Genomic DNA, 20,460 nt, shown 5'->3' with positions numbered 1-20,460 from the left:
TCAGCCTCCTTGGTTGGCACGGTTGGATGTGATGAGCAGCCAGAGCAGGAACGGCGCACCCAGGGCTCCGGTGACTACGCCCACGGGCAAGGAAATTCCGGGTATTGCATTCACGGCGGCAAAGTTGGCGGCCAGCACGATTGCGGCTCCCACCAGGGCCGCCAGGGGAAGGCTGGCCGCTCCCCCGTTGAGGCGTTTGGCAATGGGACCGGACAGGAAGGCGACAAAGGCGATGGGACCGGCGGCGGCTGTGGGCAAAGCGGCCAGCAGGACGCCCACAATGGTCAGCATGAGCCTTGCGCGGGGAACGTTCAGGCCCAGTCCGGCGGCGGTGTCGTCCCCGAGTGCCAGCCCGTGCAGCTCCCGGGATCCTGCGGCGGTGAGGGGCAGCAGCACCAGCAGGGCCAGCGCCAGGACGGTGACCCGCTCCCAGTTGGCGGAGTTCAGCGACCCTGTCAGCCAAATCATGGCATCCTGGGCGCTGTTGATGTCCGCCCGTGCCAGCAGGAACGTGACGGCGGCCTGCATGAAGGCTGCCGCGCCAATGCCGATCAGGATCAGCCCTGTTCCCCCGCGGCCACGGGCCAACACCGTAATGAGCAGGGCCACCGCCAGGGCGCCAATGATGGCGGCCACCGAGACTCCGACACCGCGCACACCAAAGAGCACCACCGCGGCGATGGCACTGGCGCTGGCACCATAGCTGATGCCGATGATGTCCGGGCTTGCCAGCGGGTTGCGCAGCATTGACTGGAAAATGGCGCCGGCCACGCCAAAGGAGGCACCCGTCAGCAGTCCCAAAAGAGCCTGGGGAAGCTTGTTCTCCATGACGATGAAGCTGGCGCCGGGGATGGTCTGGCCACCCAGCATGGAAAAGAAATCGGGGATGGTGACGGTGTAGCTGCCCAGCAGGATATTCACGGCCAGGAGCCCGAAGACCAGCACTCCCAAAGCGGCCGTGATGAGCGTTCGACGCCGGCGTGGAGCCTTGCGCTGGGCGCGTACCCACGCGCCGGTGGCGGGTTTTTGCGCAACGCTCATAGCTCGGCCGCCTTTCCGCGGCGAACCACGGCAATGAATACGGGCGCACCCAGCATGGCGGCAAGGATCCCGGCCGGGACCTCGCTGGGGAGCAGGATGACCCGGCCCACGACATCGGCCAGCAGCAGCACCGAAGGCGCCACCACCAGAGAAAGCGGCAGCAGCCAGCGGTAGTCCGGGCCCACCAGCCCCCGCAGCAGGTGCGGGACCACCAGGCCGATGAACCCAATGGGGCCCGCCAGCGCCGTCGCCGAACCACACAGCAAAACAATCCCCACGGCCGAAATGGCGCGGCCCAGACCGGGGCGCTGCCCCAGACCGCGGGCCATGTCATCGCCCAACGCCAGGGTGTTCAGGAGCCGGCCGGTGAAAAGCAGGATCAAAGCCCCCACCACCACAAACGGCAGTACGGCCACAATGGAGTCCCAGGATTTCCCGGCAAGGGCGCCCACCTGCCAGATCCTAAACAGGTCAAGGGACTGCTGGCTACTCACCAGCATGGCGCTCATGAGCGAGCCCATGCCCGCCGCCATGGCGGCCCCGGCGAGAGCCAGCTTCACGGGCGTGGCCCCGGTGCGGCCCAGACTGGCAACGGCGTAAACCACCACGGCGGCCACCGCGCTGCCAAGGAACGCGAACCAAAGGTAGCTGGAGACGTTGGTGGCGCCGAAGAAGAAGATGCCGGACACGACGGCCAGCGAGGCGCCCGCGTTCACGCCAAGGATGCCTGGATCGGCCAGCGGGTTCCGGGCCACGCCCTGCATCGAGGTCCCGGCCAAACCCAAAGACAATCCGACCACCAGCCCGGCCGCTGTACGCACCAGGCGAGAGCGGACCACGGCGTGATCGCCGTTGGCCGGATCAAAGTTGAGCAGCGCATCCAGCACAGTGGGCAGTGGAATATTGCGCGCACCCACGGCCAGGGACACCAAGCAAATTGCTGCCAGGGCTGCCACGAGGACCAGCAACCACACCAGTCTCCGACGGTTGGTGAATCGGGTGGCCCCGGCGGCCGCGAGAGAAGGCACAGTGGCGGGTGACGACGCGGTGCCTTCCCTGACGGCACCGGGAGCAGTTCTCATTTCGATTTAGGCCTTGTCCGCTGCCGCGGCCACCTGCGGCAAGAATGCATCCAATGCCCAGGGCAGGCTCAGCGGGGAGGAAGCTGAGATGGCCAGCGTCAAGGACGTGTCCGTATCGGCAACGAACGCACCCTTTTTCACGGCGGGGATCTGTCCCAGCAGTGGATCGGCAACGATCGCGGCCTTGGACTTGTTGTCGGGAACCCAGCTGACAAACACCTGGGAGTCAAGCTCGTTGGCCTTCTCCGCGGACCACGCAATGAAGAAGCCGTCTACGCCCTGCTCGGCCTTGGTCACGACGGGCGCCAATTTCATGCCGATGCTGGTGAGGAACTTGGGCCGGTTGTCAGCGGCGGTGTAAACATTCACGCCGTCGCTCTTATCCGGTTCCAGGTTGCCGTAGATGAAGGTTTTGCCGGCAAGCTGCGGATACTTTGCGCCCTGTTCCGTAATGGTCTTCTCGGTGGCGGCAACAAGCTCAGTTGCTGCCGCAGATTTGCCCAGGGCCGCCCCGATCATGGCGGTGGAATCCTGCCAGGATGTGCCGTAAGGGGTCTTGGGGAACGCGATGACGGGAGCGATCTTGCTCAGCTTGTCGTAGTCTTCCTGACTCAAACCGGAGTACGCGGCCAAAATGATGTCGGGGTTGGTCTTGGCGATCTCGGTGAAGTTCACCCCATCCGTCTCGGAGTACTGCACGGGCGCCTTGGCCGTTCCGATGCTGGCACCGGCCTTTTCCAGGGCGGCATCCTTCCAGGGCGTGGACATTTTGTCATTGCCGCCCCATTCGTTCTTGGGCATGCCCACCGGGATGACACCTAGGGCGATGGCAACGTCGTCATTGACCCACGAGACGGTGGCAACGCGCTGCGGGGCGGACTTGATGACGGTCTCGCCGTAAATGTGCTTGACCGTGACCGGGAAGGTGTCGGTGCTTGCCTGTGAGCTTTGCGAAGCCGAGCCGCCAACCGCGCCGGTTGAGCATCCCGCCAGGGCCACTCCCAATGCTGCCACGGAGCCAAATAGGCCCATCTTTAGGCCCTGCCGGCGAGAAAATTCCACAATGCTTCCTAACGTTGACCCCAAGATTTAGCTTGCCTTTGTTATGCAAGCCTTACCTACCCTACCGGATCATTTTTACATTAGAGAACAATAGAGTGACCTATTTGACACTTTTCGTAAAAGTGTCAGTCATTGTGCCCCGTCATGGTGCGGGGGTGCGCAAAATCCAATGGTCGGCATCCATGCCGCGGATAATCTTTTGCCCAACGCGGGCCAAATCGGCAACATCGCGCTCGTCCAGGTGATCAAACACCAGCGAGCGCACCACGTCCACGTGCAGCGGGGCAAGCTCGGCGATCAACGCCTGGCCAGCATCCGTAATGGACGCCGTGGTAACTCGCGCGTCCTCGAGGTGGGCAATTCGCTCCACCAGGCCGCGGTCGGCCAGCTTCTTCACCACGTGCGATAACCGCGACAGGGAGGCGCTGGTCCGGGCCGCCAATTCACTCATGGCAAGAGTGCCGCCCTCCGCTTCGGAGAGCATGGCCAGCACATTGTAGTCAAAAAGCGACAATTTGGCGGCCCTTTGCAGAGGCCCATCCAGGGCGCCCGGAAGCAAGGTGGTGGTGGAAAGTAGCGCCAGCCAGGCGGCACGTTCTTCGGTGTTCAACCAGCGCGGATCCGACTCACTCATAGGGCAATCGTTTCATGGTTCCGGACATCACATCCGCACTTGCGAAGAATTTACTTGACGTGTCAACCAAAAGGTCTTACGCTTTAGTTGTAGCTTCAAGTAAATTGCTTCCAGCGAAACCCACGGAAAGTAGAACCATCATGAACACCATCACCATTATTGGAACCGGAAACATGGCCAACGGGATCGCTACACGAGCCCTTGCCGCTGGACGAACTGTAGAACTCCTCAGCCGTGACGCTGGCCGGGCCGCCACGGCAGCCGCAGCCCTGGGAGCCCAAGCCACGTCCGGCGTCGTGGGCCAGACGCCCGCTGGTGACATTGTGGTCCTGGCGGTGCCGTTCGATGCCGCCAAGGAAATCGTCACCGCCTACGGGGATACACTGGCAGGCAAGACGGTCATCGACATCACCAACCCCGTCAACTTCGAAACCTTCGATTCGTTGGTTGTTGCCCCCGGATCCTCTGCCGCCGAGGAAATTGCGGCCCTCACGCCGGCCAAGGTGGTCAAGGCCTTCAACACCACCTTCGCGGGAACCCTGGTCGCCGGTGAAACCGGAGGCCAGACACTGGACGTTTTCGTGGCCGGCGACAACGCCGAAGCCACCGCGGCAGTTGCCTCCCTCGTCGCCGACGGTGGCATGCGCCCCATCGCGGCCGGTTCACTGAAGCGTTCGCGCGAGCTGGAAGGCTTTCAGTTCCTGGTCATGACGCTTCAGGCCAACCCGGCTCTGGAGACCTTCAACTGGAACACCGGACTGAAGATCGTCGGCTAGGCGTCCACGGGGCGGGTGGGTGGTGTGCCGTCCCCGAACGGCCGCCCACCCAAGGCTTCGCGGCCATGGGCGGTGGCCCAGCCGGAGGTGTCCGGCCCCTTAGGCACAATTTGGGTGGGGTTCAGGTCCTCATGGACCACGTAGTAGTGCTTCTTGATCTGCTCAAAGTTCACGGTGTCCCCAAATCCCGGGGTTTGAAACAGGTCCCGGGCGTAGGCCCACAGGACAGGCATTTCACTGAGCTTGTTCCGGTTGCATTTGAAGTGTCCGTGGTAGACGGCGTCGAAGCGGACCAGTGTGGTGAACAGGCGGACATCGGCCTCGGTAATGGACTCCCCCATCAGGTACCGTTGCCCGGCCAGCCGTTCCTCCAGCCAGTCCAAGGCGGTAAACAGCCTGTCATAGGCTTCCTCATAGGCTTCCTGACTGCCCGCAAAACCGCAGCGGTACACGCCGTTGTTGACCTCGGTGAACACGCGCTTGTTCACCACTGCCATCTCCTCACGCAGCGCCTCCGGGTACAAATCCGGAGCACCCTCGCGGTGAAATTCCTTCCATTCCGTGGAAAAATCGAGCGTTATTTGCGGAAAATTGTTGGTCACCACTGCTCCGCTGGGCACGTCCACAATGGCGGGGACGGTGATGCCGCGGGGATAGTTTGGGGTCCGCTTGAAGTACGCATCCTGCAGGCGCTCAATGCCCAGAACCGGGTCAACGCCGTCCGGATCCAGGTCAAACGTCCATGATCGGACATCATGCGTGGGCCCGCAAACACCAATGGAAATGGCCTCTTCGAGCCCCAGCAGCCTGCGCACAATGGTGGATCTGTGCGCCCACGGGCATGCCCTTGCCACCACCAACCGGTAGCGGCCGGCCTCCACGGGATAGCCCTCAGTCCCATCCCGGGTGATCCGCGTTTCAATGTAGTGGGTGTCGCGGGTGTATTCATTTCCCGTAACATAGCTGCCCTTGGTGCTGAAGTCCGTGCCCTGTGATTCCATGCTGCCAGCCTATCCAGCTTGCCCCGAACACACTAGGGAACGACGCCGGACCCCGCCCGCCGCCGTCGTCCGCCCCAGGAAGAACCTCAAGGTCAGGGATAGGGAAATTCATGGTGGTTTATGATCAAAAGGCACCAGAAGAATGTCACCAACAGTGAGGATCATTCCATGGCGACACCAGAAGTCAGTGCCGGCTCAGCCCGTCAAACCATCAGCCGCGCGGGCAATGCGATGGTGGAATTCTTGGATGTCAGCAAGGTCTACCAGTCAGCCGCGCCCGCGGTAAACAAGCTGAGCCTGAGCATTGAGAGCGGCAAAATCACCGTCTTTGTTGGCCCGTCCGGTTGCGGAAAGACCACCTCGTTGCGCATGATCAACCGCATGGTTGAGCCGACGTCGGGCACCATCACCGTGGGCGGCCGGGACGTAAGCACCATCCCCGCCCCGGAACTCCGCCGTTCCATGGGGTATGTGATGCAGTCCGCCGGCCTATTGCCGCACCGCACCGTTTTGGACAATGTGGCCACGGTGCTGCGCCTGAATAAGGTGCCGCGGGCCAAGGCGCACCAGCGCGCCCGGGAACTTCTAGACACGGTTGGGCTATCCAGCGCGCTGGGCAAGCGCTACCCCAACCAGCTCTCCGGCGGTCAGCAGCAACGTGTGGGCGTGGCGCGGGCGCTGGCCGCCGATCCACCCGTGCTGCTCATGGATGAGCCCTTCTCGGCCGTGGACCCCGTGGTTCGTGCCGAGCTTCAGGCTGAGTTGTTGCGGTTGCAGCGCGAGCTGGCCAAGACCATCATCTTTGTCACGCACGACATTGACGAGGCAACCCTTCTAGGTGACAAGGTAGCCGTGTTTGCCACCGGCGGTCGCGTGGCCCAATATGCTGCGCCCGAGGAAATCCTGCGTGCCCCGGTGGATGACTTCGTGGCCGCGTTTGTGGGCAGGGACCGCGGGTTCCGGCACCTGTCCTTCAGCCCCGGTGATGCGGTCCCGATCCACCCTGCGCCCCTTGTCTCCGGCGATGGCGGCGCACAGGCGGACGGCTGGCGATTGTCCGTGGACGACGCCGGGGGGCCGTTGGGCTGGCTGGCTCCGGGATCTGCGGCGCTGGTTCCAGGAGGTTCCTTGTTCCACGCCGGGGACCCGCTGCGCAACGCCCTGGATGCCGCCTTGTCCTCCCCTTCCGGACTGGGCGTGGCGGTGGACGCCAGCGGGGCGGTGGCCGGGGTGGTCAAGGCTCCCGAGGTGCTCGCGGCCATCGACGCCGCCCGTGAAAGCTGGCGCTGATGCAGTGGTTTCTGGAGAATCGCGGACAGGTGTCCAGCCTTGCCGGATACCACCTGATCCAGGCGGTGGTGCCGCTGGTGCTCAGCGTGCTGATCGCCATCCCTCTGGCTCAGCTGGCCAGGTTGAATAAGGTGCTCAGCGGGGTCATCTTATCCGCCGGCTCAATTCTTTACACCATCCCCTCGCTGGCCTTGTTTGTCATCCTGCCCACCATTTTGGGCACCAAGATTCTAGATTTCACGAACATCATTGTGGCCCTGACCATCTACGCCGTGGCACTGCTGGTCCGTTCCACCCTGGACGCCCTGAACTCGGTGGATGACAGTGTCCGGCAGGCCGCCACCGCCATGGGGTTCAAACCGCTGCAACGGTTTTTGCGCGTTGATTTGCCGCTGTCGATTCCCGTGCTGTTTGCGGGGTTGCGGGTGATCTCGGTCAGCAACATTTCACTGGTCACCGTTGGCGCCCTGCTCGGCATCCCCAGCCTTGGCTTCTTCTTCACCGACGGACTGCAACGGAACTTCCCCACCGAAATCGTGGTGGGCATTGTGGGCACCCTGGTGCTGGCACTGCTCATGGATGTGGTGCTGGTGCTGCTTCAAAGGCTCCTCACCCCGTGGCTGAGGACTGGCAAGGACCGCACCCCTGCCCCGAGTAACGCGGCGGTGCCCGCATGAGCGTCCTTCCCGCCACCAGCTACACGAGCACCGACCCTTTCAGCCAGGGCTGGCAATGGCTCAGCGACCCGAGCAACTGGCAGGGGTCCTCCGGGATTCCCGCGCGGATTCTCGAACACCTGGGGTACTCCGGTCTGACGTTGCTGATTTCCGTGGCGATTGCAGTACCGATCGGACTGTATGTGGGGCACACCGGCCGGGGACGGGTGGTGGTGGTCTCGTTGGCGGGCATGCTGCGCGCCCTGCCAACACTGGGCATCATGACCCTCTTTGCCCTGATTGCCACGTCAACCCTTTCGCTGATGCCCGCCATCTGGGCCCTGGTGCTGCTGGCGGTTCCGCCAATCCTTACCGGCACCTACGCCGGGATCTCCTCCGTTGACCGCGAAATTGTGGATGCTGCCCGTGGTGTGGGTATGACCGAGAGGCAGATCTTGTTCGGCGTGGAGGTGCCCAACGGTTTGGCGGTCATGCTGGGCGGCTTCCGCTCCGCCGTGCTGCAGGTGGTTGCTACTGTGGCCGTGGTTGCGTTCATCAGTCTTGGCGGTCTTGGCAGATACATTATTGATGGATTGGCGGTGCAGGACTACGGTCAAGTACTAGGCGGCGCAGTAATCATCGCAGCCGTGGCGATTGCGATAGACGGCGTACTGGCATTGCTGCAACGTGTAGTGGTTTCACCTGGCTTGAAAAACGTTCGAGCTGTTCCCGAGCATGTCCCCCCGCACAGCGAACCACTGGTGTCAGAAGTAAGTATCGGTACTACAGGAGGAAACGCATGAACAACATTTCCCGCCCCACCCGTCGCACCGTCCTTGGTGCTGCCGCAGGGCTTTCCGTGATTCTTGCCGTCACCGCGTGCAGTGGTGGCAACCCGCTGAGCAGCGACTCCTCAAGTGCCGCCGGTGGTGGTGGGCCCGTGGTGGTGGGTTCGGCCAACTTCCCCGAAAACGCCATCATCGCGGAGATTTATGCCGGGGCGTTGAACGCTGCGGGGGTTCCGGCCACCACCAAGCTGAACATTGGCGCACGTGAGGTGTACATCAAGGCCATCCAGGACGGCTCGGTTGATGTGGTGCCCGACTACAGCGGCAACCTGCTGGGCTTCGTGGACCCCACCAACACGGTGACCGATCCGGCGGGTATTTTGGCGGCCCTGCCGGCCAAGCTGCCCTCCGGCCTGACTGTTCTGGCCGCATCCTCGGCCGAGGACAAGGACGCCATGGTGGTCACGGCCGAGACGGCGGCCAAGTATGGCGGCCTGAAGTCCATTACGGACCTGGCCAAGGTGTGCGATCAATTGACACTGGGTGCCCCACCGGAGTTCAAGACGCGCCCCTACGGGTTGCCCGGTTTGGCCAAAATTTACAATTGCGTGCCGAAGGCCTTCACCCCCATCAGCGACGGCGGCGGGCCCCTGACCGTCAAGGCGCTGCTGAACAATGAGATCCAGGTGGCGGACATTTTCACCACCTCCCCCGCCATCCCGGCCAACAACCTGGTGGTCCTGGAGGATCCCCTGCACAACTGGCTGGCCCAGCAGGTGCTCCCCCTGGTCAAGGCCGACCGGATTAGCGACAAGGCTTCGGCCGCACTGAACAATGTTTCCAAGGTGCTGACCACCCAGGACTTGATCTCGCTGCGCGACCAGGTTGAGGGCACCCAAAAGATGGACCCCAAGGTTGCTGCCACGGCCTGGCTGAAGGAAAAGGGCATCACCAAGTAAGGAGCTCTCATGGACAGGGTCGTTGAAAACGTCGACGTCGTGGTGGTCGGCATGGGACCCGGTGGCGAGGCGGTGGCCGGAGAATTGGCCGCCGCCGGACTGGCCGTTGTGGGGGTGGAAGCGCGCCTGGTGGGCGGGGAATGTCCGTACTACGGCTGCGTCCCCTCCAAGATGATGATCCGGGCCGCCAATGTCGTGGCAGAGGCGCGCCGGGTGCCGGAACTGGCGGGCAGCGCCAGCGTTGTTCCCGACTTTTCCATGGTTGCCCGGCGGGTTCGGGCGGAAGCCACCGACAACTGGGACGACGCCGTCGCGGCCAAACGCTTCACCGATAAGGGCGGCCGGCTGGTGCGGGGCGTGGGGTCGCTGAGCGGCCCACGCCAGGTTACTGTTCGCCAGGCCGACGGCGGAGAGGTCACTTTTGCGGCCCGCCGCGCCGTGGTGCTCAACCCGGGCACCAACCCCGCCGTGCCGCCGATTCAGGGCTTGGCGGGGACGCCTTTTTGGACGAATCGTGAAGCCTTGATGGCGACCGAAGCGCCGGCGTCGCTGGTTGTCATGGGGGGCGGGCCCATCGGGGCGGAACTGGCGCAGATGTTTGCCCGCTTCGGCACACGCGTGACGGTGGTGGTGCGTGGGCCGGCGCTGGTTCCTCGGGAGGAGCCCGAATCCTCAAAGCTGCTCGCCGAGGTGTTCCGCAGCGAAGGGATCGAGGTCCTTTTCAACACCAATGTCACGGGAGTGCGCCACTCCGACGCCGGTTTCACCGTGGCGCTCTCCGGCCCCAGGTCCGCGGAGCTTGTTACGGAAGAACTCCTGATAGCCACGGGGCGGACCACCACTTTGGACGCCCTAGCCTTGGGACGGGCAGGGGTTGCCTGGGATGGGAAGACGCCCCCGGCCGTGGACGGGCACCTGCAATTGACGGACGGGCTGTACCTGATAGGGGACGCCGTCGGGGCAGGTGCGTTTACGCACATGTCCATGTACCACGCGAACATTGTGGCCGGGCATATTCTGGGGCCCGCACTTGCGGGCGGGGACAGGGGAACCACCTCCTCGCACGCGGTGCCCCGGGTGACTTTCACCGACCCGGAGATCGGTGCCGTGGGGTTGAGCGAACAGCAGGCCCGTGACGCAGGCCTGGACGTCAGGGTGGGGTTCACAGAGCTGGGCGCGTCCACGCGCGGCTGGATCCACAAAGCAGGCAACCAGGGATTCATCAAGGTGATCGAGGATGCCAGCTCCGGTGTCCTGATAGGTGCCACCTCCGTGGGCCCTACCGGCGGGGAGGTACTCTCGCTGCTGGCTCTTGCCGTTCACGCCCGCATCCCCGTCGCCACCTTGAAAACCATGATCTACGCCTACCCCACCTTCCACCGGGCAATCGAGGCGGCCCTGGCGGAGCTGAAGTGACGCCCGCCTGAACTTGAGGGATTACTGTCCGAGAAGTACCTTGCGGACTGCCGCGCTGAGTTGCATGGCCCGCCCCGCAGTGCCGCCGTCCTCATTCTTGGCCGGGATGTAGCCAAAGCCAATCCCGTACAGGGGATCGGCATAGCCCAAAGCCGCGTTTGCGCCGTCGTGCCCGAATGCCTGCGCGCTACCAAAGTCCATGCGCGGGTGCGCCTTCATGAACGTGATGGCAAAGGCGCCGGTGTCGCAGAACACCCTGTCCAGGCCCCAGACCTGTTCCTGGCTCATGAGCGCAATGGTTTCCGGGCTCAGGTACGCGGGCAGGTCTCCGATGCCGGTGACGGCGCCCGCGTAGACGCGGGCCAGGCCGTCGGCCGAGCCCACCCCTGCACCGCTGCAGCTACCGGCCGCGCGCACGCTGCGGATGTTGGGCAGTTCCAGAAGGTTTCCGGCCTGAACATTGCCGGACACACCGGCAATGGAAAACGGGTCAAAGAAGGCAGGTGCCGGCTGCTCGTCGAAAAGCACCGGGCGGAAGCGCGGCTCCTCGGACTCGGGCAGGCCAAGGAACATGCTGGCCGCAAACGGCACGCGAATGCGGCGGTTGTACACATCCTGCAGACGCTCGCCGGTGACACGCCGGCACAGTTCCTCCAAGAAGACACCCATGGTCAGGGCGTGGTAGCCGAAAGTGCCGCTTCCGGGACGCCACATGGGTGCCAACGCGGCCAGCCGGGCCGCCACTGCGGGCAGGTCGTTGTAGTCCTCCATGGCGAAGCCGCCCTGCACACCCACCAGTCCGCCCTGGTGGGAGAGAAGCTGGCGGACGGTCACCGATGCCTTGCCGTTCTGGGCAAACTCGGGCCAGTAGGTGGCGACCGTGGCATCGAGATCGATCACCTCGTCCTGCACCAGCAGGCTGAACGCGAGCGCGGCAACCCCCTTGGAGCAGGAGAACACACCCGTCACCGATTCGGCAGAGGATTCGGGGCCACCCACCAGGTCCAGCACCTTCTCACCGCCCACGTACACGGCGAGCTGCGCGCTGTAGCCGGGGTCGGCGTCGAGCATTGAGTCAAAGAGTTCCCGGACAGGGGCGAACTGGGGCGTGGCAAGGCCTTCGGCTGGTGAGTTCATGGTTCCACTCTAGGAGCAAATGACGCCGCTCGCGCGATATTTAGGCGGCGTCACCAATCGCGCAATAGTCCAGTAGTAATTCGGCAAACATGGAGTTGGCCCAGGAGAACCACGGCCGGGTGAACTGCTCGGGATCCGTGGGATCGAAGCTCTCATGCATCATTCCCGTGCCGCCGCTCGTGTCGCGCAGCAGTTGCAGAAGGCGCAGCTTTTCCGCCCGGTCAGTGGTAGTCAGGCCCTGGACAGCGAGCGCAATGGGCCAGATGTAGCCGGGCGGCGTGTGCGGGCTACCGATGCCCGCAGCGTGCGAACCCTCATAGTAGAACGGGTTTTCGGCACTCAAGATGAAGGCGCGGGTGGCCAGGTAGAGGGGGTCATCCGGCGCGATAGCACCGGTCAGCGGCAGGGAGAGCAGGCTGGGCATGTTCGCGTCATCCATCAGCAGCGTGTTGCCCAGCCCGTCCACCTCGTAGGCGTACATGTCCCCGTGCAGGGGGTGGCGAACCACTCCGAAGGTGGCGACGCCGTCGGCCATTTCCTGGGCCAGCGAGGCGGCGTCTGCGGCGAGCGCCGCGTCGCCGTAAACCTCCGCCGCAATCTCCGCCAGCTGCCTCAGTGCCTGTGCGGCGAACAGATTGCCGGGCACGTTGTAGCTGTAAACGCAGGCGTCGTCGCTGGGCCGGAAGCCCGCCCAGCTCATTCCCGTGAAGCCCGACGCCGGACCTCTTCCGTCCCGCTGCAACGTCTCACTGGGCAGGTCCGTCTTGCGCACAAAGGTGTACGGCGAGTTGTCTTCGTGGTTCTGTTCCAGCCGAATCTGATCCACCATGGTGCGCAGCACCCCGTGAACTGCGCCGTCAAAAACGTCGGATCGACCGGTGCGACGCCACACGGCGTGGGCCAACCAGAGGGGGAAAGCTAGGGAGTCCAGCTCGTATTTGCGCTCCCACACCCAGGGGTCGCTGCAGCCGTCCTCCGGGTCATAGGCTGCACCGTTTGCTCGCTGGTTGAAGGCGTTGGCGTAGGAATTCTGGGCAATGTAGGCGAACTGCCGCCTGCTCAGCCCGGCAATGACGTGGAACAGCTCGGCGGCGTCGGCACCACCGTCCGGACCTAGAAAGCGCAGGAACGGCAGCATCTGGGCGGAGGAATCACGCAGCCACATCGCTGGAATGTCGCCGGTGATGGCAAAGGTGGTGCCGTCCTGATCACGGGTCAGCGTGGTTTCCAGCGTGTTGCGCATGCCACGGAGGAAGATCTCGGCCAGCTCGGCATCGCCCGCCAACGCCTTCACCTGCGCGGCGCACTCCAGCAGCGGCTGCCTCAGGAACTCCGTGGCATCCCATTGCGGACTGTCAACATTTTCCACCAAACTTACCTCTCGCCGCGTTACTCAGACATAGGAACAACCAAGCATATGTGTCCGCAACGTGACCGGCAGCACTAGACTTTCAATGCAAGCCGTCTGCCCCGGAAAGGCCTCCCATGCACGACAAACAAAGCTTGATTGAAAACCGCCTCAAACGAGTCCTGGCCGAGCGGATCACCCCCGCCGTCTACACCCCTGTCGCGGAACTGAAACTGACCGCTTGGCATGTGGAGGGCGGCCAGGGAGAACCCGTAATGCCCGCCGTCGCGCTGGCCGGCAACGTCAGCTACGAGCCCTTTAGTGTGGGCCAGCAGTGGGGCCCGGCATGGGGCACCAGCTGGATTCATGTCACGGGCACCGTCCCGCCGCAGGCGCGCGGGCACAAGGTGGAGCTGGTGGTGGACCTGGGATTCAGCCAGTCCTGGCCGGGTTTCCAGGCCGAGGGGCTGGTGTACCGTCCTGACGGAACTGCCGTGAAGGCGCTGAACCCGCTGAACACGTGGCTTCCAGTGGCCTCAGAGTCAACCGGCGGCGAGGAGATCGACCTGTACGTGGAGGCCGCGGCGAACCCCTTCGTATTCACCGACAACCCCTTCATCCCCACCCATTTGGGCGAAAAGTCGACCGCAGGCAGCGCACCCAGGTACACGATGGCCCGCGCGGACATCAACATTTTCAACACCGAGGTGTGGGAACTTGTGCAGGATCTTGAGGTTCTGGAGCAGCTGGCCGCGGAGCTGGATCCGGGCAACCCGCGCCGCTGGGACATCCTGTACGCCGTGGAGCGCGCGCTCGACGCCGTCCACCTCACCGACATTCCCGGCACAGCCGCCGCCGGACGCGCCGAGCTGGCGCACGTCCTGGCGCAGCCCGCCAACGCCAGTGCCCACCAGATCACCGCCATTGGCCACGCCCACATCGACTCCGCCTGGCTGTGGCCGGTGCGCGAGACGGTGCGGAAGGTTGCCCGCACCACCTCCAATGTGGTTAACCTGCTGGAGGAGTACCCCGAACTGCAGTTCGCCATGTCCTCCGCCCAGCAGTACGAATGGCTCAAGGAACAGCGCCCCGAGGTCTTTGAACGGGTCAAGGACGCCGTGGCGCAGGGCCGGTTCATCCCCACGGGCGGCATGTGGGTGGAATCGGACACCAACATGGTGGGCTCGGAGGCCATGGCCCGCCAATTCACTTACGGCCAGCGCTTTTTCCGCGAGAATTTCGGCGTGCAATGCCAGGAAGTGTGGCTCCCGGACTCGTTCGGCTACTCCGCCGCGCTACCCCAGATCGTGAAGCTGGCCGGTGCCAAATGGTTCCTGACACAGAAGATCTCCTGGAACACGGTCAACAAATTCCCTCACCACACCTTCAACTGGGAGGGGATAGACGGCACCCGCGTTTTCACCCACTTCCCACCCGTAGACACTTACAATTCCCAGCTATCCGGGCAGGAGCTGGCCCACGCCGTTCGCAACTTCCGTGACAAGGGAGCGGCAAAGAATTCGCTGGTTCCCTTCGGCTGGGGCGACGGCGGCGGCGGGCCCACGCGCGAAATGCTGGCCCGGGCAAAGCGCACCCAAAACCTTGAAGGCTCACCTCAGGTCACCATCGCCTCACCAGCCGAATTCTTCACCGCGGCGCAGGCGGAATACCCCCACGCCCCCGTGTGGAAGGGCGAGCTCTACCTTGAACTGCACCGCGGCACCTACACCTCCCAGGCCCTGACCAAACAGGGAAACCGGGCAAGCGAACACCTGCTGCGCCAGGCCGAGCTGTGGAGCGCCACGGCCGCCTCACGCGGGCTCATCGACTACCCCTACGACGAGCTGGACCGAATCTGGAAGCTGGTATTGCTCAACCAGTTCCACGACATCCTGCCGGGTTCTTCGATCGCCTGGGTACACCGCGAGGCCGCGGAGAGCTACGCCCGGATCGCCAAGGATTTGCAGGAAATCATCTTCGAAGCAATGCAGGCCCTGGCACCGGCGGTCGATCCCGTCGATCCGGACCCGTGGAAGTCCACGCTCTTTAACGCCTCCCCCTACCCGCGCCGCGGCATCGCCCCACTCAGCGCGGGCGTCCCGGCCCCACACTCCTCGGAGGTGACGGTGGAGCACGACGGAAGCGACGTCGTCGTGCACAACGGGCTCATCACGGTGCGTTTCGGTGCGGACGGCGTCATCAGCTCCATTGTGGACGTGGCCGCGAACCGCGAGCTGGTGCCATCCGGGCAGGGCGCCAACCTGCTGCAGTTGCACGCCGACTTCCCCAATATGTGGGACGCGTGGGACATCGACGCGTTTTACAAGAACACTGTCACGGACCTTCGCGAGCTTGATTCGATGGAGGTCACGATGGGGTCGGGCCAGGCTGAGATCACCATCAAGCGCAGTTTCCGGAAATCGCACATCACCCAGCGCGTGCGCATTGCCCCGGACTCGAAGATCATCACTGTCTACAACGACGTCGACTGGCACGAGCAGGAGACTCTACTCAAGGCCGCTTTCCCGCTCGATGTGCACGCGGACCACGCCCGTTTCGAGACCCAATACGGGCACATCCAACGCGCCACACACGAGAACACGTCCTGGGACAACGCCCGCTTTGAGGTCTGCGCGCACCGTTGGGTTCACGTGGGCGAGCCCGGTTTTGGTGCGGCGGTCATCAACGATTCCACCTACGGCCACGATGTGTCCCGCCACCCCGGCGCCAACGGTTCAAGCTTCACCACTGTGCGGCTCTCGCTGCTGCGCGGGCCGCGATTCCCCGACCCGGAAACGGACCAGGGGCCCCATTCATTCACGTACGGTCTGGTGGTGGGTGCCGAGGTGGCGGACGCCGTGGACGCCGGCTATGCCATGAACCTGCCGTGGCGCGGCACGTACAGTGACGGCGCCGCCGTCGAGCCCCTCATCAGCACCGATTCGCAAGCCGCACTGATTGAGTGCATCAAGCTGGCCGACGACCGCAGCGGCGACGTCATTGTCCGCCTGTACGAGCCACTCGGCGCCCGGGCTTCCGTGACGCTGTCGGCGTCGTTCCCTGTGGCATCTTTGGAGGAGAACAACCTTCTGGAGCAGCCGTACGACGCCGGATCCCTCACCTTCTCCGACCACGGCGTGGCCCGCATTGCGCTGCGCCCGTTTCAAATCCTGACCCTGCGCTTGAAGAAAGACAATAAATGACCCTCCCCTCCCCCGCATCGCCCACCAATTCAGGCCGAAACAAGCCCCTGCGCTGGGGCGTGAACTACACACCCAGCAAAAGCTGGTTCCACTCCTGGCAGGATTTTGACATCGATGCCGTCCGGGCCGATCTGGAATCCATCGCCTCCATCGGCCTGGACCATGTGCGGATCTTCCCCTTGTGGCCGCTGCTGCAGCCCAACCGTTCACTGATCCGCGCCGCCGGAATCGCCGACGTGGGCAAGGTGGTGGATGCCGCAGCCGAGTTTGGCCTGGACGTGTCGGTGGACGGGCTGCAGGGACACCTCTCAAGTTTCGACTACCTGCCGTCGTGGGTCACCAGCTGGCACCGGCGCAACATCTTTACGGATCCCGACGTGGTGGCGGCCGAGGCCGAGCTCATCACGGCACTGGCCACCGAGGTCTCCTCCCGCCCCAATGTGCTGGGCATGACGCTGGGAAACGAGACCAACCAGTTCGCCGTGGAACGGCACCCCGAACAGCATGTGACCACGCCCGCGCAGATGGGTGACTGGATCTCAACCCTGTTGGCCACGGTGCGGAAAGTGTGGCCGGAGGGCATGCACCAGCACAGCTTTGATGACAACGTTTGGTTTGTAGACAGCAGCCCCGTCACACCAACCCACGCCGCAACATTGGGGGATGTGACCACCGTGCACTCCTGGGTTTTTGTTGCCGTGGCGCACTTGTTCCCGCAGGGCCACCCCGCCAGGACCCTTTTCGCCGACTATCTGGTGCAGCTGGCGGCTGCCTACGCCGAAGATCCCCAGCGCCCCATCTGGTTGCAGGAAATTGGCGCCCCCTACCCCGCCATCCCCTTTGACGGGGCCGCGGACTTCCTGGAACAGAGTCTGCGCCCTGTACTGGACACCCCCAATTTGTGGGGCGTGACGTGGTGGTGCTCGCATGATGTCAGCCGGAAACTGGCCGACTTCCCGGAACTGGAATACACCCTGGGATTGCTGGATTCCGAGCGCCGGGTAAAGCCAGCCGGGAAGCGACTGGCCGAGCTGATCGCCGCCGAGAAGGCCAACCCCACTGCGCCGTCGCAGCGCGCCACGGCGGTGTCCTTTGATCCGGGAGACCTTGCCACAGGGGTGGGCCGTTCGGTGGCTGATCCCGCGGGCGAGGTTTTTGCCGCATGGATGGAACGGGCCACCAGCGGCGAAAAGCCCACCCTGGTGCGGTCCTCAAAGTCGTCCGACGCCGGATATCTGGCCGTGCGCGGGATCACCACGGTGTTCCCCTAGCCAACTGACCATGGGCGGCGTCCTGTTATGCGCCGTGCTCATTGTGGGCGCGGCGCATTTCACTGTTCTGCGCCATGTTCACTGCGAGCGTGGCGCAGAACAGGACACTGACGGGCGCCGCTCCCCTAGCCCGCTCCCCTAGCCCGCTCCCCTACCGGCGCGTAGCATCAAAGCATCAAGTGGGTTTCACCTCCGCGTGCCGGTTCCCTCGATGACGTTGACGCTTCCGGCGGAATTGAGGAAGTCATGGGTATCAACACCGGGACGCCCGCCGCCCCGGAATCAACACCAACTGTCACCGCTGAAGACGCCCGGAACGCCGCCGAGGCCGCCCGGGAAACGGTTTGGGAGCGGCCAAGTTTCGCCAAGGGTTTGTATCTGGGCGAATTCGATTTGAGCCTGATCCACCCTCACCCGCAGTCCACCGCCGAGGAAAGCAAAAGCGGCGATGCCTTCCTGGCCGAGGTGGAGGCCTATGCCCGAACCCTGGACGGCGCGAGGATCGAACGCGACGCGAAGATCCCCGACGAGTATCTGGCCGGGCTGGCCAAACTGGGCGTCTTTGGCATGAAGATCCCGAAGGAATACGGTGGCCTGGGCCTGAACCTGAGCTACTACGGCCGGGCTCTGGCCATCCTTGGCAGCGTGCATCCGGCCTTCGGCGCCCTGGTTTCGGCCCATCAATCCATTGGCGTGCCCGAACCCGTGAAGGTGTTTGGCACCGCCGAACAGAAGCAACGATTCCTGCCCCGGTGTGCCGCGGGTGCCGTCACCGCATTTTTGCTGACAGAGCCCGACGTCGGCTCCGACCCCGCGCGCATGGCCTGCGCGGCTGTTCCCAGTGAGGACGGTTCCGAATACGTCCTTGATGGCGTGAAGTTGTGGACCACCAATGGGGTGATCGCCGAGCTGGTGGTGGTCATGGCCGTGGTCCCGTCCCGCGGACTGGATGGGAACGGGGGCAAGACCGGCGGCATCACAGCCTTTGTGGTGGAGGCCGACTCCCCCGGCATCACGGTGGAACATCGCAACAAATTCATGGGCCTGCGCGGCATTGAAAACGGTGTGACCCGCTTCCATCAGGTGCGGGTTCCTGCGGAAAACCGGCTGGGCAGGGAGGGGCAGGGCCTGAAAATTGCCCTGACAACCCTGAACACCGGTCGGCTCTCCATCCCGGCCATGGCGGCCGGGGCCGCGAAATGGTCGCTAAAGATTGCCCGTGAATGGTCCGCCGCGCGAACCCAGTGGGGCTTGCCGGTGGGCCAGCATGAGGCCGTGGGCAAGAAACTGGCGTTCATGGCGGCCACCACCTTCGCCCTGGAGGCCGTGTTTGAGCTTTCGGCCGCCTTGGCCGACGCCGGCATGAAGGACGTCCGGATCGAGGCAGCCCTGGCCAAACTGTGGTCCTCGGAAATGTCCTATACATGTGCCGATGAGCTGGTGCAGATTCGTGGCGGTCGCGGCTATGAAACCGCCGAGTCACTGGCCGCCCGAGGGGAGCGTGCAGTCCCGGCCGAGCAACTCCTGCGGGACCTGCGCATCAACAGAATCTTTGAGGGCTCCACCGAAATCATGCATTTGCTGATTGCCCGTGAGGCAGTGGACGCACACCTGGCCGCGGCGGGCGATCTTGCCTCCACCACGGCCACCTTGCAGCAAAAGGGCAAGGCGGCCCTGGCTGCCAGCGGCTTCTATGCCAAGTGGTTGCCGCATCTGGTGGTGGGCAAGGGCCTGGACCCGCGTTCCTACAACGAGTTCGGACCGCTCGGCAAACATCTGCGTTTTGTGGAGCGCGAATCCCGCAAACTGGCCCGCCAAACGTTCTACGGCATGAGCAGGTGGCAGGGGCGGCTGGAATATAAGCAGGCCTTCCTCGGGCGGATCGTTGACATTGGCGCGGAGCTTTTTGCCATTTCCGCCTGCTGCTCCCGGGCCGAGATGCTCCGACTCAAGGACCCCGCCCAGGGGAGGTCGGCGCAAAAACTGGCGAACGCGTTTGCCGGCCAATCCCGGCTGCGCGTGGAAGCGTTGTTCAGCGAGCTGTGGCACAACACCGACGACGCCGATGCGGCCCTGTCCAAGTCCCTGCTCAAGGGCGACTTCGCCTGGCTGGAGCAAGGCGTCCTGGACATCTCCGAGGGAACCGGCCCATGGATTGCCGACGCCAGCCCCGGCCCATCCGAAAAGGAGAACCAACACCGCAAGTACCGCTGAGGCGTCCGGGCGGAAACGGGCTTAAAAAGTCAGAACCCCTGTTGCCGGAAGGCAACAGGGGTTCTGTGTGATGCTATTTTCTAGCCCTCAGTCTTGACGATGTACACGTCGCACGGGGCATTGTGGGAGATGGCGTTGGCCACGGAGCCCAGAACACGCTTCAGGCCCTGCATGCGCACGTTGCCCACCACGATGAGGTCGGCGTCGAGCTTGGTGGCTTCCTCCAAGATGACATCGGCAGGCTTGCCCAAGGCTGAGGAGTACTCAGTCTTGACGCCGCTGATCTTCAACTCTTCAGCCACACGCTGCGCAACGCGCTCGGCCTCGTCGGCGGTGGAAAGGAACCACTCGTCGTTGCCGATCTCAACCTTTTCGGTCCTGTCCTCACCGAACGCCGTGACCACGCGCAGGGTTGAACCCAAGGCCTTGGCCAGCTCGGCTGCAACGCGGGCAGCCTTCATGGAAGTTGAGTTGCCGTCGACACCGACGATGATAAGTCCCGCCATTTTTACATCCTTAGGTTGAAGTTGCTGCTAGTTTCCTACTCATTGACTACCTTAGTCACAGAATCTAGCATTTGGA

General features: G+C 63.8%; 17 protein-coding genes. 9 read left to right on the top strand and 8 right to left on the bottom strand.

From position 1 onward, the window contains the following. The 4 genes from CXQ94_RS13440 to CXQ94_RS13425 form a co-directional block, all read right to left on the bottom strand. Positions 1-1,041 carry an iron chelate uptake ABC transporter family permease subunit gene (locus CXQ94_RS13440; protein WP_104091067.1) on the bottom strand — a complete coding sequence of 347 codons (1,041 nt, stop codon included), beginning with the start codon at positions 1,039-1,041 and terminating at the stop codon, positions 1-3. Beyond that, entirely contained in the window at positions 1,038-2,123 is a 1,086-nt protein-coding gene (locus CXQ94_RS13435) for an iron ABC transporter permease (protein WP_104091066.1), read from the bottom strand. The genes CXQ94_RS13440 and CXQ94_RS13435 overlap by 4 nt, the downstream gene beginning before the upstream one ends. 6 nt (positions 2,124-2,129) lie before the next feature. Next, positions 2,130-3,155, bottom strand: a complete 1,026-nt coding sequence (locus CXQ94_RS13430; RefSeq protein WP_104091106.1) for an ABC transporter substrate-binding protein — start codon at positions 3,153-3,155, stop codon at positions 2,130-2,132. Between the two features lie 172 nt (positions 3,156-3,327). Then, complete coding sequence (locus CXQ94_RS13425) at positions 3,328-3,819, bottom strand: MarR family winged helix-turn-helix transcriptional regulator (protein WP_104091065.1); 492 nt, start codon at positions 3,817-3,819, stop codon at positions 3,328-3,330. Positions 3,820-3,959: 140 nt separating this feature from the next. Between CXQ94_RS13425 and CXQ94_RS13420 the strand changes: the two genes are divergently transcribed. Beyond that, positions 3,960-4,595 (top strand): NADPH-dependent F420 reductase, encoded by a 636-nt coding sequence (locus CXQ94_RS13420; protein ID WP_104091064.1) that lies wholly within the window; start codon positions 3,960-3,962, stop codon positions 4,593-4,595. Here the strand turns inward: CXQ94_RS13420 and CXQ94_RS13415 are convergent. After that, the gene (locus CXQ94_RS13415) at positions 4,592-5,596 is read right to left on the bottom strand and encodes a glutathione S-transferase family protein (protein WP_104091063.1); all 1,005 of its coding nucleotides are present in this window, start codon (positions 5,594-5,596) and stop codon (positions 4,592-4,594) included. The two genes, CXQ94_RS13420 and CXQ94_RS13415, sit on opposite strands and share 4 nt — an antisense overlap. Before the next feature lie 231 nt (positions 5,597-5,827). Here CXQ94_RS13415 and CXQ94_RS13410 point away from each other — a divergent pair, with 231 nt between their 5' ends. From CXQ94_RS13410 to CXQ94_RS13390, 5 genes are read left to right on the top strand one after another with little or no spacing between them, the layout of a single operon-like run. Beyond that, positions 5,828-6,886 (top strand): ABC transporter ATP-binding protein, encoded by a 1,059-nt coding sequence (locus CXQ94_RS13410; RefSeq protein WP_104091105.1) that lies wholly within the window; start codon positions 5,828-5,830, stop codon positions 6,884-6,886. Further along, positions 6,886-7,563, top strand: coding sequence for an ABC transporter permease (locus tag CXQ94_RS13405; RefSeq protein WP_104091062.1), 678 nt, complete (start codon positions 6,886-6,888; stop codon positions 7,561-7,563). Before CXQ94_RS13410 ends, CXQ94_RS13405 begins: the two co-directional genes overlap by 1 nt. Further along, positions 7,560-8,345: an ABC transporter permease gene (locus CXQ94_RS13400; protein WP_104091061.1), complete on the top strand. Its 786-nt coding sequence runs from the start codon at positions 7,560-7,562 to the stop codon at positions 8,343-8,345. The genes CXQ94_RS13405 and CXQ94_RS13400 overlap by 4 nt, the downstream gene beginning before the upstream one ends. Then, a complete protein-coding gene (locus tag CXQ94_RS13395; protein WP_104091060.1) occupies positions 8,342-9,289 on the top strand; it encodes an ABC transporter substrate-binding protein in 948 nt (315 codons plus the stop codon). Before CXQ94_RS13400 ends, CXQ94_RS13395 begins: the two co-directional genes overlap by 4 nt. A 9-nt stretch (positions 9,290-9,298) precedes the next feature. Then, positions 9,299-10,705 (top strand): NAD(P)/FAD-dependent oxidoreductase, encoded by a 1,407-nt coding sequence (locus tag CXQ94_RS13390; protein WP_104091059.1) that lies wholly within the window; start codon positions 9,299-9,301, stop codon positions 10,703-10,705. A gap of 21 nt (positions 10,706-10,726) precedes the next feature. On the opposite strand, the gene CXQ94_RS13385 is transcribed toward CXQ94_RS13390, so the two are convergent. Continuing rightward, positions 10,727-11,842 (bottom strand): serine hydrolase domain-containing protein, encoded by a 1,116-nt coding sequence (locus CXQ94_RS13385; RefSeq protein WP_104091058.1) that lies wholly within the window; start codon positions 11,840-11,842, stop codon positions 10,727-10,729. Positions 11,843-11,882: 40 nt separating this feature from the next. After that, positions 11,883-13,211, bottom strand: coding sequence for a glycoside hydrolase family 125 protein (locus tag CXQ94_RS13380; RefSeq protein WP_258067069.1), 1,329 nt, complete (start codon positions 13,209-13,211; stop codon positions 11,883-11,885). 134 nt (positions 13,212-13,345) lie between these two features. Here CXQ94_RS13380 and CXQ94_RS13375 point away from each other — a divergent pair, with 134 nt between their 5' ends. The 3 genes from CXQ94_RS13375 to CXQ94_RS13365 all read left to right on the top strand — a co-directional run bounded on the left by CXQ94_RS13375 (position 13,346) and on the right by CXQ94_RS13365 (position 19,878). After that, positions 13,346-16,393 (top strand): glycoside hydrolase family 38 C-terminal domain-containing protein, encoded by a 3,048-nt coding sequence (locus CXQ94_RS13375; protein WP_306418903.1) that lies wholly within the window; start codon positions 13,346-13,348, stop codon positions 16,391-16,393. Then, positions 16,390-17,664, top strand: coding sequence for a glycosyl hydrolase (locus CXQ94_RS13370; RefSeq protein ID WP_104091056.1), 1,275 nt, complete (start codon positions 16,390-16,392; stop codon positions 17,662-17,664). The genes CXQ94_RS13375 and CXQ94_RS13370 overlap by 4 nt, the downstream gene beginning before the upstream one ends. Positions 17,665-17,910: 246 nt before the next feature. Next, entirely contained in the window at positions 17,911-19,878 is a 1,968-nt protein-coding gene (locus CXQ94_RS13365) for an acyl-CoA dehydrogenase family protein (protein ID WP_104091055.1), read from the top strand. Between the two features lie 80 nt (positions 19,879-19,958). Here the strand turns inward: CXQ94_RS13365 and CXQ94_RS13360 are convergent, their stop codons facing one another. Beyond that, a complete protein-coding gene (locus CXQ94_RS13360) occupies positions 19,959-20,384 on the bottom strand; it encodes a universal stress protein (RefSeq protein WP_104091054.1) in 426 nt (141 codons plus the stop codon). Positions 20,385-20,460: the final 76 nt, after the last annotated feature.

Origin of the sequence: Arthrobacter sp. GMC3 (genome assembly GCF_002929305.1) — a bacterium.
Classification (GTDB): Bacteria; Actinomycetota; Actinomycetes; order Actinomycetales; family Micrococcaceae; genus Specibacter.
Note: the sequence above shows the minus strand (reverse complement) of the source record. Positions and strands in the feature narration are given on the sequence as shown.

What these genes read in the sequence shown, in the direction of transcription:
- CXQ94_RS13430 (WP_104091106.1), bottom strand. Translation starts at nt 3,155, where the DNA reads ATGGGCCTATTTGGCTCCGTGGCAGCATTGGGAGTGGCCCTGGCGGGA.
- CXQ94_RS13435 (WP_104091066.1), bottom strand. Translation starts at nt 2,123, where the DNA reads ATGAGAACTGCTCCCGGTGCCGTCAGGGAAGGCACCGCGTCGTCACCC.
- CXQ94_RS13415 (WP_104091063.1), bottom strand. Translation starts at nt 5,596, where the DNA reads ATGGAATCACAGGGCACGGACTTCAGCACCAAGGGCAGCTATGTTACG.
- CXQ94_RS13365 (WP_104091055.1), top strand. Translation starts at nt 17,911, where the DNA reads ATGGGTATCAACACCGGGACGCCCGCCGCCCCGGAATCAACACCAACT.
- CXQ94_RS13425 (WP_104091065.1), bottom strand. Translation starts at nt 3,819, where the DNA reads ATGAGTGAGTCGGATCCGCGCTGGTTGAACACCGAAGAACGTGCCGCC.
- CXQ94_RS13420 (WP_104091064.1), top strand. Translation starts at nt 3,960, where the DNA reads ATGAACACCATCACCATTATTGGAACCGGAAACATGGCCAACGGGATC.
- CXQ94_RS13410 (WP_104091105.1), top strand. Translation starts at nt 5,828, where the DNA reads ATGGTGGAATTCTTGGATGTCAGCAAGGTCTACCAGTCAGCCGCGCCC.
- CXQ94_RS13395 (WP_104091060.1), top strand. Translation starts at nt 8,342, where the DNA reads ATGAACAACATTTCCCGCCCCACCCGTCGCACCGTCCTTGGTGCTGCC.
- CXQ94_RS13440 (WP_104091067.1), bottom strand. Translation starts at nt 1,041, where the DNA reads ATGAGCGTTGCGCAAAAACCCGCCACCGGCGCGTGGGTACGCGCCCAG.
- CXQ94_RS13370 (WP_104091056.1), top strand. Translation starts at nt 16,390, where the DNA reads ATGACCCTCCCCTCCCCCGCATCGCCCACCAATTCAGGCCGAAACAAG.
- CXQ94_RS13400 (WP_104091061.1), top strand. Translation starts at nt 7,560, where the DNA reads ATGAGCGTCCTTCCCGCCACCAGCTACACGAGCACCGACCCTTTCAGC.
- CXQ94_RS13390 (WP_104091059.1), top strand. Translation starts at nt 9,299, where the DNA reads ATGGACAGGGTCGTTGAAAACGTCGACGTCGTGGTGGTCGGCATGGGA.
- CXQ94_RS13385 (WP_104091058.1), bottom strand. Translation starts at nt 11,842, where the DNA reads ATGAACTCACCAGCCGAAGGCCTTGCCACGCCCCAGTTCGCCCCTGTC.
- CXQ94_RS13405 (WP_104091062.1), top strand. Translation starts at nt 6,886, where the DNA reads ATGCAGTGGTTTCTGGAGAATCGCGGACAGGTGTCCAGCCTTGCCGGA.
- CXQ94_RS13360 (WP_104091054.1), bottom strand. Translation starts at nt 20,384, where the DNA reads ATGGCGGGACTTATCATCGTCGGTGTCGACGGCAACTCAACTTCCATG.